Origin of the sequence: Flavonifractor sp. An306, from assembly GCF_002159455.1 — a bacterium.
In the GTDB taxonomy this organism is placed as follows: domain Bacteria; phylum Bacillota; class Clostridia; order Oscillospirales; family Oscillospiraceae; genus Flavonifractor.
Window position 1 is genome coordinate 1 of record NZ_NFIQ01000094.1, and the last position, 11,563, is coordinate 11,563.

General features: G+C 67.0%; 9 protein-coding genes and 1 tRNA gene. 5 read left to right on the plus strand and 5 right to left on the minus strand.

Annotated features, from left to right (window positions below; translation table 11 throughout):
- The 3 genes from B5F88_RS17010 to B5F88_RS17020 form a co-directional block, all read left to right on the plus strand.
- The coding region (locus B5F88_RS17010; protein ID WP_140402166.1) for a selenocysteine-specific translation elongation factor at positions 1 to 1,428 on the plus strand (1,428 nt) is incomplete at its 5' end.
- 13 nt (positions 1,429 to 1,441) lie between these two features.
- Positions 1,442 to 1,537 (plus strand) — tRNA-Sec (locus B5F88_RS17015).
- Positions 1,511 to 1,843: a GNAT family N-acetyltransferase gene (locus B5F88_RS17020; RefSeq protein ID WP_275532952.1), complete on the plus strand. Its 333-nt coding sequence runs from the start codon at positions 1,511 to 1,513 to the stop codon at positions 1,841 to 1,843. Before B5F88_RS17015 ends, B5F88_RS17020 begins: the two co-directional genes overlap by 27 nt.
- 40 nt (positions 1,844 to 1,883) lie before the next feature.
- Here B5F88_RS17020 and B5F88_RS17025 read toward each other — a convergent pair whose 3' ends face one another.
- Positions 1,884 to 3,254 carry a penicillin-binding transpeptidase domain-containing protein gene (locus B5F88_RS17025; RefSeq protein ID WP_087348459.1) on the minus strand — a complete coding sequence of 457 codons (1,371 nt, stop codon included), beginning with the start codon at positions 3,252 to 3,254 and terminating at the stop codon, positions 1,884 to 1,886.
- Positions 3,241 to 5,031 (minus strand): FtsW/RodA/SpoVE family cell cycle protein, encoded by a 1,791-nt coding sequence (locus B5F88_RS17030; protein WP_087348462.1) that lies wholly within the window; start codon positions 5,029 to 5,031, stop codon positions 3,241 to 3,243. The genes B5F88_RS17025 and B5F88_RS17030 overlap by 14 nt, the downstream gene beginning before the upstream one ends.
- A gap of 168 nt (positions 5,032 to 5,199) precedes the next feature.
- Here B5F88_RS17030 and yedF point away from each other — a divergent pair, with 168 nt between their 5' ends.
- Both yedF and B5F88_RS17040 read left to right on the plus strand, forming a co-directional pair.
- Positions 5,200 to 5,802 carry a sulfurtransferase-like selenium metabolism protein YedF gene (gene yedF / locus B5F88_RS17035; protein WP_087348464.1) on the plus strand — a complete coding sequence of 201 codons (603 nt, stop codon included), beginning with the start codon at positions 5,200 to 5,202 and terminating at the stop codon, positions 5,800 to 5,802.
- Positions 5,802 to 6,059, plus strand: a complete 258-nt coding sequence (locus B5F88_RS17040; protein WP_087348467.1) for a DUF3343 domain-containing protein — start codon at positions 5,802 to 5,804, stop codon at positions 6,057 to 6,059. Before yedF ends, B5F88_RS17040 begins: the two co-directional genes overlap by 1 nt.
- A gap of 5 nt (positions 6,060 to 6,064) precedes the next feature.
- Here the strand turns inward: B5F88_RS17040 and B5F88_RS17045 are convergent, their stop codons facing one another.
- From B5F88_RS17045 to B5F88_RS17055, 3 genes are all read right to left on the minus strand, one after another.
- On the minus strand, positions 6,065 to 6,304 hold the full coding sequence (locus tag B5F88_RS17045) for a phage-shock protein (protein ID WP_087348469.1): 240 nt from the start codon (positions 6,302 to 6,304) through the stop codon (positions 6,065 to 6,067).
- 114 nt (positions 6,305 to 6,418) lie between these two features.
- A complete protein-coding gene (locus tag B5F88_RS17050; RefSeq protein WP_087348471.1) occupies positions 6,419 to 10,102 on the minus strand; it encodes a phosphoribosylformylglycinamidine synthase in 3,684 nt (1,227 codons plus the stop codon).
- A gap of 26 nt (positions 10,103 to 10,128) precedes the next feature.
- Positions 10,129 to 11,563: ABC transporter substrate-binding protein (locus B5F88_RS17055; RefSeq protein ID WP_087348473.1), on the minus strand; the 1,435-nt coding region annotated here is incomplete at its 5' end.

Below are 11,563 nucleotides of genomic sequence, written 5' to 3' on the forward strand. Positions count from 1 at the left end.
GTGGTGGCCCTCACCCGGGCGGACCTGGGGGAACAGCCGGGGGTGCGGGCCCGGATTGCCGCCCTGGTACAGGGCACCTTTCTGGAGGGGGCCCCGGTGATCCCGGTATCCGCCATCACCGGCCAGGGCCTGACCGGGCTGCAGGCCGCCCTGGACCTGCAGTTTGACAACCTGCCGCCCCCTCCCCCCACCGGCTCCCCCCGGCTGCACATTGACCGGGTATTCTCGGTGGCGGGCAGCGGCACAGTGGTCACCGGCACCCTCACCGGCGGGGCCATCCAGACCGGCATGGAGCTGCGGCTGTGGCCGGGGGACGCCCGGGCAAAGGTCCGGGGGCTGGAGCGCCACGGGAGCAAGGGGCCGGAGCTGCCCCCCGGCGTCCGGGCGGCGGTCAACCTGGCGGGTATCAAGGCCGCCGATGTGGCCAGGGGCATGACCCTGGCCCCTCCCGACGGGCTGGAGGTCACCGATCAGCTGGACGTGTCCCTCACCCTGCTGCCCGATGCCCCCTACCCGGTGAAAAACAACTCCCGCCTCCACCTCCACCACGGGGCAAGGGCGGTGATCTGCCGGTGCGTGCTGCTGGGCCGGGACATGCTCCAGCCCGGTGAAACCGGCTTCGCCCAGCTGCGGCTGGACCAGCCCCTGGCCGCCCTGGAGGGGGACCGGTTTGTGGTGCGGTTCTTCTCCCCCCTGGCCACCCTGGGGGGAGGCGTCATTCTGGAGACCCATCCCCCCCGCCGGGGCCGGAAGGACCCCCAGCGGCTGGAGGGGCTGCGCATTCGGGCCTCCGGCGATCCCCTGTCCATCGCCGCCCGGCGGCTGGCGGAGGCGGGGAACCGTCCCCTCCATCCCCGTGATCCCGCTCCCTACCGGGCCACAGGCGCAGCCGAGGGGGACGGCTGGTTTCTCTCCCCCGCTGCCCTGGCAGGCTATCGGGCCAGGGCGCTGGAGCTGCAGACCCAGGGCCTGGAGGGACCCGCCATCCGGGACCGGCTGTTTTCCGACCTGCCCCGAGGGGCGGCGGAGGCATTTTTGACCCAGCTGGAACTGCCCGCCCCCGCCCGGTCTCCCGACCCGCTGGAAGGGGAGCTGGAGGAATATTACCGCCGGGCGGGTCTGTGCCCGCCGGAGGACAGGGCGGTGGAGGCCGCCTTCCCCGGCGGCGGGCAGGGGCTGAAGCTGGCCCGCCGGGCCCTCACTGACCGGGGGACGCTGACAGTGGTGCGCAAGGGCTGCCGGGTTCACACCGCCTGTCTGGAGGAGGGGCTGGCGGAGCTGAAAGGTCAGTTCGGCGCAGAAATATTCACTCTGGCCCAGGCCAGGGACAGGCTGGGGATATCCCGGAAATACGCCCTGCTGCTGCTGGAGTTCTGGGATAAAACCGGCGTTACAAAGCCATCCGGGGAGGGCCGCAGGTTTCTGTGACCTCCCTCCATATGGGGGTGGAAGGGTATCTGGTGAGCCCCGCGGTCTTCAAAACCGTTGGGGACGGCGTTCCCGTCCCGGTGTGTTCGATCCGCACCCACCCTCGCCACACCATGAAATAGAAAGGAGCGATTGTATGGAATTTCAGCAGGAAAACGGCCGGATCTGGATGGACAATGAGGAGGGCCGCCTGGTGGCGGAGATCACCTTCCCGGAGGTGCGCCCCGGCGTGGCCGACATTGACCACACCTTTGTGGACCCCTCTCTCCGGGGCCAGGGGGCGGCGGGCAAGCTGGTGCAGGCCGCCGCAGACCAGCTGCGGCAGCGGGGCATGAAGGCGGAGCTGACCTGCTCCTACGCCCAGAAGTGGTTTGGGGAACACCCGGAGCAGGGGGACCTGCTGGCCGGGAAATAAGCAGACAAGGGAGCGCCCTCCGGGGCGCTCCCTTGCTGTTTCAGTATCCATTCACCAGGGCGTCCAGCACCTTGGCGGCCACGGAGCCCGCCACGTCGGCGCCGGAGCCGCCGTTCTCCACCAGCACCACGAAGGCATAGGGGGCGTCCTCGTTGCGCAGAAACCCGGCGAACCAGGCGTGGGGGGCCTTGCCCCCGCCCACTTCGGCGGTGCCGCTCTTGGCGCAGATGTCCATGTTGGGGAACCGGCTGGCGCCGTAGGTGTCGGTGACGTTTTTCACCATCATGTCCGCCATGGTGGCGGCGGTGTCGGCGTTGATCAGGGACTTGGTCCGGCTGGTCAGGGTGGGCAGAGAGGGCAGCCCCAGGGGGTTGACCGTCTTGAGCACCAGCTCGGGCACCGCCGTCTTGCCCCCCTGGGCGATGGCCCCCATGTACACCATAATAGCGCAGGGGTTTGCCAGGTCGTTGTACTGCCCCACCCCCGCCCAGCCCAGCTGGCCGGTGGTGCCGGAGAAGTCGAACCGCCCGGCGGCGGTATGCAGGCCGCTGACACTGTAAGAGGTGGTGAGCCCCGCCTGTTCGGTGTACTGCTTCATCCGCTCCGGACCCAGCTCGGCGGCCAGCTGGGCGAACACCCCGTTGCAGGAGTTGGCCAGGGCCGAGGAGATGTCCAGCGCTCCGTGGGCGTGAGGGCAGGTGATGGTCTCCCCGCCCACAACCGTGGAGCCGGTGCAGGTCCAGGTGCGGGAAAAGAGGTCGGGAATGTTCTCAATGGCGGCGGCCAGGGTCACCGTCTTGAACACCGAGCCCGGCGGGAAGGTGCCGGACAGGAAGCGGTTGAGGTACACCCCCTCGTAGGCCGGGTCATTCTCCACGTCCTCCGGCGGGTCCAGAGGGTCGTAGGTGGGGCTGGACAGCATGCACAGCACCTCACCCGTCTTGTAGTTGTACACCCCCACCGCCCCCTTCTTGCCCCCCAGGGCCTGGTAGGCAATGTAGTTGAGCCGGGCGTCAATGGTGAGGTACAGATCGTTGCCCGCTCCCAGAGGGGAGTAGGCCCCGGTAAACAGGTTGTAGCCGGACAGTCTGTCGGCAAAGGCCACCAGGGCCCCGGTGCCGATCTTCCCCTCCGCGTCCCCCACGGCGTGGAGGGTGGCCTTGCGGACGGTGGCCCCGTCATAGTATTTCCGGCTGCCATTCTCGTCCACCCAGGAGAGCACGTCCCCGTCCCGGTCCAGCACCCGGCCCACCGCCAGCTGGCCCTGGCTGTTGTACAGGTGCCGGTTGGCGGAGAAGGAGGCCCACCGCCCGCCATAGAGCACGAAGCGAAGGACAAAAAGCCCGGTACCCGCCAGCAGGGCCGCCGCCAGCAGCAGACAGAGGAAGGTTCGCTTTTCAATCTTCTTCATCTTCCGCCTCCCATTCTTCCGTCCTTCTGGGGGCCAGCCGGGCGCCGCCCCGCTCCTCCTTCCGGGAGGGCAGGCGGATGGCAAAGCTGGCGTTCTGCCGGGTATCGGTGGCCTTCAGGTAGGCCAGCAGGCCCCAGGAGGCGATCATGGCGGTGCCGCCGTTGGACACAAAGGGGAAGGTCACGCCGGTGAGGGGCAGGATATCCACCGCCCCGAACACATTGAGACAGGTCTGGAACACCATCATGGAGGTGGCGGCGCAGGCGGCGATGATATAAAAGGTGGAGCGGCCCGCCCGGCTGGCCCGGACGGCAAACACCGCCAGGGTGAGGATGGCCAGCACCGCCAGCACGGCGATGATCAGCCCCCACTCCTCGCACAGCATGCCGAATACCAGGTCGGTGTCTCCGGCGGCCACGTTGTGGAGCCACCCCTCCCCCGGCGCCACCCCCACCAGGCCGCCGGAGGCGGCGGCCGACATGGTGCGGGTCTGCTGGTAGCCGCTGCCCACCGAGGCGTTCTGCCAGGCGTGGCCCCAGGTGGCGAACCGGCTGAGGATATAGGGCTTTACCGACAAAATGGTGAGCACGGCAAACACCCCGCCGCCGCAGATGAGGGCCAGGGTGGCCCAGTCGCCGGAGCGGAGGTAGGCGATGACCAGGAAGGTGATAAAGAAGATGGCGGCGGTGCCGAAGTCGCTCATATAGGCCAGACAGGCCAGGCACACGCCGGTGAGGACGATGAACAGCCCCAGGTTCCGCTTGCGGAACAGCCGGTCCAGGGTGGCGGCCCCGGCAAAGATATAGCAGATCTTGGCGATCTCCGAGGGCTGCACCGAGACGCCGCCGATGCTCAGCCAGTTGGCCGCGCCGTACTTGGCCTCGGTCAGGCCGGCGGCGTAGAGCACCACCGTCAGGCTCAGCAGCACGATGGCCGCCCCCGCCATGACCCAGCGGATCTCCCGGGTACGGTCCAAGTCCCGCAGGAAGATCCCCAGCACCAGAAAGAGGACCAGCCCCAGCACCACGCACAGAAATTGCTTGAACAGGGCTCCGGTGTTGGAGGAGCAGGTGACAGCCAGAGACAGGGTGGACAGGAAAAAGGCGATGGTCTCCATCTCAAAGCCCACCCGGCCGGTGGCCCGGAGCACCAGGAAGTAGAGCCACATCACCCCGGCCAGCAGCAGAAAGGTGAGGGGAATGATGGGGGTGGCCCCCTCCCCCTCGCTGATGGTGAGCTGAATGGCGGTCAGACCCTGGAATATAGTGAGGAGCACCAGCCCCAGCCAGGGGGACACCGGCCGGGACTTGCGGCGGTTCTCCCGCCGCTTGGCCTTCTCCTCCGGGGACAGGGGGAGGAGCACCGTCTCCACGCCCCCCAGGGCCAGCACATCGCCGTAGCGCACCTCCGCCGCCCCGTCGATCTCCCGGCCGTTGACGGTGACGCCCCCCTTGGAGTCCAGGTCGTAGGCGGTCCAGGTGTCGTCCTCGTTGCGGATCAGGGCGGCGTGCTGCCGGGACACCACGGGGTAATTCAAGATCACGTCGGAGTTGCCCCCCCGGCCCAGGATGTTCTCCCAGTGGGTCAGGGGCTCCTGGGCGCCGTTGGGCAGGGTGAGGTAGGCCCACACCTCCGGCAGGCAGGGCACCGTCAGCAGGGAGCGGATGGTGCGGATGAGGATGAGCAGGGCCAGGATGGGAAAAACAAAGCGGACGATGGAGGTAAACCAGGCGCAGGCCACCTGATGCTCCATAATCCAGTTCATCAGCAGTTCCATTTCCCTTCCCTCCTTTCGGTTTCCGTCGTGAAGCAGTATAGCACATTTTGAGCCAATAAAAAAGCGGGAGCGGGTCACACTCCCATGTTTTAAAAATTTCTTCACATTTTCCTCCCCTTGCGCCGGCAGGGGGAACATAGTATAATTATTCTCAAAGGGGGTATTTTTATGTCGCAGATCATTGACGCCAGAGGCAAGGCCTGCCCCACGCCGGTGCTGATGGCCAAGGGGGCCATAGCCCAGGGGGCGCAGGCCTTCACCATTCTGGTGGACAACACCACCGCCGTGGAAAATCTCAAGCGCCTGGCCGGCAACCAGGGCTTTGCCGCCGCTGTCCGGGAAGAAGAGGGCGGGACCTTTGCCCTGGACTTTACCAGGGGCGAGGGCTGCGTCTCCTGTGAGGAGGCAGTCAATTCTCCCCTGCCCCCACCGGGGGCGGACTGGGCGGTGTTCGTGGGCCGGGACATCATCGGCGAAGGGGACCGGGAGCTGGGCACCAACCTAATGCGGATGTTCTTCTACACCCTGACCCAGAGCGAGGACAAGCCGGGGGCGGTGCTCTTCATGAACGCCGGGGTACGCCTGCCCACCCTGGACGAGCAGGTGGCGGAGCACCTGAAGGCCCTCTCCGACGCCGGGGTGGAGATCCAGGTATGCGGCACCTGCCTGAATTTCTACGGCCTCACCGAGCAGCTGAAGGTGGGCATGGTGAGCAACATGTACGACATCGTCACCCGGATGCAGAAGGCCGCCAAGGTGATCTCCCTGTAATGGACTACGGGCTGCTCACCTTTGCCTCCACCTACGGGGCTATTTATGCCCAAAAGCTGCTGGAGCCGGTGACGGCCGTGCGGGTGATGCCGGTGCTGCGGGAGATCTCCCTGGGCTGCGGCATGGCCCTGCGGTTCCCGCCGGAGGACCTGGAGGGGGTACGGCAAGCCCTGGCAGGTTCGGAATTGAAGCCGGGGGATTACGCCTTTTACGCCATAAGCGGCAGCGGCTCCGCCCTGAGGGCGGAGCCGCTGTAAAGCCGTCAGACAATCCAGCCGATGAGGATGGACAGGGCGAAGGCGATGACGGCGGGCATGAAGTTCTCCCACCGGGTGGGCTGCTCAAAGAGGGCCTTGAGCAGCAGGATCACGCCCACGATCCGCAGCAGCCAGGGCAGCAGGGCCATCATCAGCAGAAAGGGCAGGCCCACCACAACCAGCACCACGGGTATGAGAATGAGGGTGGCCAGACAGAGTACACACAGGCTCAGCAGGGTAATCATCGTTCTCTCCTCCTTTGTTGGGATCAGTGTACCACTCCTATGTGAAACCGCCGTAAAAGGATCCTTAAAATCTCATAAAAAATAGCGGACCGGCCAGGCCGGTCCGCTGTTTTTTTACTTGAAGTATTCCGCGCCGCTGTCAAAGAGGGGCTGGTACTTTTCGCCGGGGATGTTGCGCGCCACGTGGTCCCCCCGCCGCTCGGAGTGGCCCATCTTGCCAAAGACCCGGCCGTCAGGGGAGAAGATGCCCTCGATGGCCAGCAGAGAGCCGTTGGGGTTCACCTCCATGTCCATAGAGGGCACACCGCTGCCGTCCACGTACTGGGTGGCTACCTGGCCGTGGGCGATCAGGTCCTCCAGCACCGCCTGGGGAGCCACAAACCGGCCCTCGCCGTGGGAGATGGGGATGGCGTGGAGGTCGCCCACGTTGGACTTGAGCATCCAGGGGGAGTTTACGCTGGCCACCCGGGTGGTGACATACCGGCTCTGGTGGCGGCCGATGGTGTTGTAGGTCAGGGTGGGGCAGTTCTCGTCCATGTCCCGGATCTCGCCGTAGGGCACCAGACCCAGCTTGATGAGGGCCTGGAAGCCGTTGCAGATGCCCAGCATCAGGCCGTCCCGGTTTTTCAGCAGGTCGTGGACGGCGTCGGTGATCCGGCTGTTGCGGAAGAAGGAGCAGATGAATTTGGCCGAGCCGTCGGGCTCGTCGCCGCCGGAGAAGCCGCCGGGGATAAAGACGATCTGGGCCTTGCGGATGGCGCCCTCCAGCTCCACGGTGGACTGGAGCAGGTCATCGGCGGTGAGGTTGCGGATATTCACCGTCTCGGCGTCCATGCCCGCCCGCAGGCAGGCCCGCACCGAGTCGTACTCGCAGTTGGTGCCGGGAAACACGGGGATGACCACCCGGGGCCGGGCAATCTTGCTCTTGCACACCGCCGGGGAGCGCTTGTCCCAGGAGATGGCCTCCACCGCTCCGGTCTCATCGGTGCGGGTGGGGTACACGTCCTCCAGCACCCCCTCGTTGAGGGTCAGCAGCTCGTCGATGGCGGCAGTGTCCGCGCCGAAGGTGAGCACCGGCTCGGCCGTGGTGCGGCCCGCCAGCACCGCCCCCTCCACGGGGCCGTCGCACTCGGCCAGGATCATGCCCTGGCAGGCGGGGCCGGCAAAGCCCTCCTCCTGGGTGAAGCCGATGTGGTTGCCGAAGGCCATCTGCATGGCGGCCTCTTTCACTCCGCCGGGCTCCAGCACCCGGGCGGCCTTCACCTTTCCGGCCAGGCACAGGGCATGGAACTGTTCCCATGCCTTTTTCTGTCCCTCAAAGTCCCCCAGGTGAGGCACGCCGAACAGATACACCGGGTTTCCCGCCCCCTTGAACTCAGGGGAGAGCACCTCCCCCGCCTTGGCGGGGGCGATGGCGAAGGAGATGAGGGTGGGAGGCACGTCCAGGTCCAGGAAGGAGCCGGACATGGAGTCCTTGCCGCCGATGGCGGCGCAGCCCAGCCCCAGCTGGGCGTCCATGGCTCCCAGCAGGGCCTGGAAGGGTTTGCCCCACCGGGTGGGCTCCTCCCGCAGCTTTTCAAAGAACTCCTGGAGAGTGAGATACACCTTTTTGTAGTCGCCGCCGGCGGCCACAACTTTAGCCACCGAGGTGACCACCGCCTGCACCGCCCCGTAGTAGGGGTCCCGGCTCAGCTGCTTGGGGTCGCAGCCCCAGGCCATAATGGAGGCCTGGTCGGTCTCCTGGCCGGGCTCCACCGGGAACAGGGCGGCCATGGCCTGGGCGGGGGTGCGCTGGGTCTTGCCGCCGAAGGGCATCAGCACGCTGGCGGCTCCAATGGAGCCGTCAAACCGCTCGGTGAGGCCACGGCGGGAGGCGTAATCCAGCTCCTTCGCCAGCTCATGCAGGGGGCGCTCTTCAAAGGTCTGGGGGCCGGGCCGCTGAGCCACCTTCACCTGGGCGTGCTTCACCGCGCCGTTGGTGTTGAGGAAGGCCCGGGACAGGTTTGCCACCGTCTTTCCCCGCCAGGTCATCACCATCCGGGGGCTCTCGGTGACGGTAGCCACCGGATAGGCCTCCAGATTTTCGGCGGCGGCCATGTGGAGCAGGGTGTCCACGTCCTGGGGCGCCACCACCACCGCCATGCGCTCCTGGGATTCGGAGATGGCGATTTCGGTGCCGTCCAGGCCGTCGTATTTCTTGCGCACGGCGTCCAGGTCGATGGCAAGGCCGTCGGCCAGCTCGCCGATGGCCACCGACACGCCGCCGGCGCCGAAGTCGTTGCACCGCTTGATCAGCCGGGTCACGTTGGGGTTGCGGAACAGCCGCTGGAGCTTGCGCTCCTCGGGGGCGTTGCCCTTCTGCACCTCGCTGGCCATGGTGTCCAGGGAGGAGAGGTTGTGGCTCTTGGAGGAGCCGGTGGCCCCGCCGATGCCGTCCCGGCCGGTGCGGCCGCCCAGCAGCACCACCACGTCCCCGGGGGCGGGCACCTCCCGGCGGACATGGTCGGCGGGGGCGGCCCCCACCACCGCGCCGCACTCCAGGTGCTTGGCGATGTAGCCCTCGTGGTACAGCTCAGCCACGTGGCCGGTGGCCAGGCCGATCTGGTTGCCGTAGGAGGAGTAGCCCGCCGCGGCGGTCTGGGCGATCTTCCGCTGGGGCAGTTTGCCCGCCAGGGTCTGGTCCACCGGGGTGCGGGGGTCGCCGCAGCCGGTGAGGCGCATGGCCTGGTGGACGTACACCCGGCCGGAAAGGGGATCCCGGATGCAGCCGCCGATGCAGGTGGCCGCGCCGCCGAAGGGCTCGATCTCGGTGGGGTGGTTGTGGGTCTCATTCTTGAACATGAGCAGCCAGTCCTGCTCCTTGCCGTCCACCGTGGCGGGAACGTGGATGGAGCAGGCGTTGATCTCCTCGCTCTCGTCCAGCTCGGGCAGCTCCCCCCGCTTTTTCAGCACCTTGGTGCCGATGGTGGCCAGATCCATCAGGGTCTGGGGCCGCTGGGCGGCCTTCTCCCGGCCGTACACCTCATCCCGGGCGGACAAATAGCGGAGATAGGCCCCGTTGATGGTGGGGTCCTGGATATCCACCCGGTCCAGATGGGTGGAGAAGGTGGTGTGGCGGCAGTGGTCGGACCAGTAGGTGTCCACCACCCGTACCTCGGTGAGGGTGGGGTCCCGCTTTTCCTCATCCCTGAAGTAGCGCTGCAGGAAGGTCAGGTCGGCCAGGTCCATAGCCAGGCCGTACTGGTTCAGCAGCTCCTCCAGGCCCGCCTGATCCAGCGCCCGGAAGCCGTCCAGCACCGGCACGTCCGCCGGCTCGGGGTACTGCTGCATCAGGGTGTCCGGCTTGTTCAGGTCAGCCTCCCGGCTCTCCACCGGGTTGATCAGGTAGCCCCTGGCCTTGTCCAGGTCGGCCTTGGACAGCTCCCCCGCCAGCAGATACAGCGTGGCGGCGCGGACGGTGGGCCGCTCCCCGCCGGTGAGCATCTGGATACACTGGGCGCAGGAGTCCGCCCGCTGGTCGTACTGGCCGGGCAGGGCCTCCACCGCCAGGGCCTGATAGCCCTGGGGCAGTTCAAACACCTCGTCGGTGATGGCGTCCACCTGGGGCTCGGACAGGACGGTGGTGCGGGCGGCCTCGTAGGTCCCCTGGTCCACACCCTCCACGTCATACCGGCGGAGCACTCGCACTCCGGTGAGGCCCTTCAGTCCCAGAGTACCCTTCAGCTCGGCGAGCAGATGGCCGGCCTCCACATCATAGCCGGGCTTTTTTTCCACAAAACAGCGATATACCTTCCCCATACTTCCATTTCCCTTCTCTCTGTAACTCAGGCAATGTCCCAATTGGCAAAGCCGTAAAACACATTCTGCTGGGTGGGCGTCAGGCCGGAGACCCGGTTCCACTGGGTGAGCACCGACCAGTTTTTAAAGCAGAGCACCGCAAAGGGCGGCTCCTCCGCCAACCGCTCATACAGCCGCAGCCCGCTGGTCTCCCGCCCCTGGACCACGGCGGCCCGGTATTCCTGGAGCAGCTGGGCGGCCTGGGTATCGGCGTAGCCGCCGTAGTTCAGGCTGCCTCCGGCGGTGATGAGGGCGGTGAGGTCAAAGTCGGCGGTAAGGCGCACCTCGGCCAGATAGAGGTCGAAGTTCCTACCCTCCAGCGCCGCCACGTAGTCATCCCACGCCAGCAGCTGCAGGTCCACCTGGATGCCCAGGTCGGTGAGTCCGGCAGCCAGGTGCTCCGCCGCGGAGACCCGGATGGGGTTGTCCGCCGGGGCCACAAAGCGAAGGCTCAGGCTCTGCCTGCCCTTCGTCCAGCCCCCCTCCCCCTGGGTCCAGCCCGCCTCGGTCAGCAGCTGAGCCGCCTGCTGGGGGGCATACTCCAGCTCCTGGGCCAGCTCCTCCGGATAGTAGGGGCTGGCGGGGGAGATGGGCAGGGCGGCGGGCTGGGCGTGGCTGGAATAGAGGGCGGTGGACACCATCTCCCGGTCAAAGGCCCGCAGCAGCGCCTGCCGCACCGCCGCGGTCTGGCAGGGGCCGGACCGGGTGTTGAACCCCACGTAGAGCATGACGCTGGTGGGGTAGTCCACCGTATCAAAAGAACCGGAAAAACCCAGGGCATTGGTGCCCGTCAGGTCGGTGGAGACCAGGGCAATGTCCCGGGTGTCAAAGGCGTGGATCAGGTCGTCCGCCTCCTGGATGGCCCGGAGGGGAATGGTCTGGAGGGGCAGCTCCTCCCCCTGCCACCACCCCTGCCGGGCGGTGAGGGTCCAGTCCTCCCCGGAGCCGGAGAGCACATAGGGCCCCGTGCCCAGAGGCACACCCCCGGTCTCCTTCACAATGGGGATATCCAGCAGGGCGGGCAGGTTCCCGTTGGCCCGGCTCAGGGTCACCGTCACCGTCCCCTCCCCCGCCGTCACGTTGGTGATGTCGCCCAGCCGGGCGGAATAGGCGGCGCTGGTGCGGGCCAGATCCAGAGAGGCCTTGACCTCCGCCGCGGTCAGGGGGCTGCCGTCGGAAAAGGTAACGCCACTGCGGAGGGTAAAGGTCCAGCTCAGCCCGTCGGCCGCCTGGGCCCCGGCGGTACACAGCTGCTCCAGAGGCTGGAACTGCTGGTTGAGGGCGTAAAGACCCTCATACACCAGCCCGCCCAGGGACAAATTGGTGCGGTTGCTCCCGGTGATGGGGTGGAATCCCGCCAACGGGTAACAGGCCAGGGCAAATTCCCCCTGCTCCACCGGCCCGGCGGAGGGGGTGGGGCTG

What these genes read in the sequence shown, in the direction of transcription:
- B5F88_RS17025 (WP_087348459.1), bottom strand. Translation starts at nt 3,254, where the DNA reads ATGAAGAAGATTGAAAAGCGAACCTTCCTCTGTCTGCTGCTGGCGGCG.
- B5F88_RS17030 (WP_087348462.1), bottom strand. Translation starts at nt 5,031, where the DNA reads ATGGAACTGCTGATGAACTGGATTATGGAGCATCAGGTGGCCTGCGCC.
- yedF (WP_087348464.1), top strand. Translation starts at nt 5,200, where the DNA reads ATGTCGCAGATCATTGACGCCAGAGGCAAGGCCTGCCCCACGCCGGTG.
- B5F88_RS17040 (WP_087348467.1), top strand. Translation starts at nt 5,802, where the DNA reads ATGGACTACGGGCTGCTCACCTTTGCCTCCACCTACGGGGCTATTTAT.
- B5F88_RS17045 (WP_087348469.1), bottom strand. Translation starts at nt 6,304, where the DNA reads ATGATTACCCTGCTGAGCCTGTGTGTACTCTGTCTGGCCACCCTCATT.
- B5F88_RS17050 (WP_087348471.1), bottom strand. Translation starts at nt 10,102, where the DNA reads ATGGGGAAGGTATATCGCTGTTTTGTGGAAAAAAAGCCCGGCTATGAT.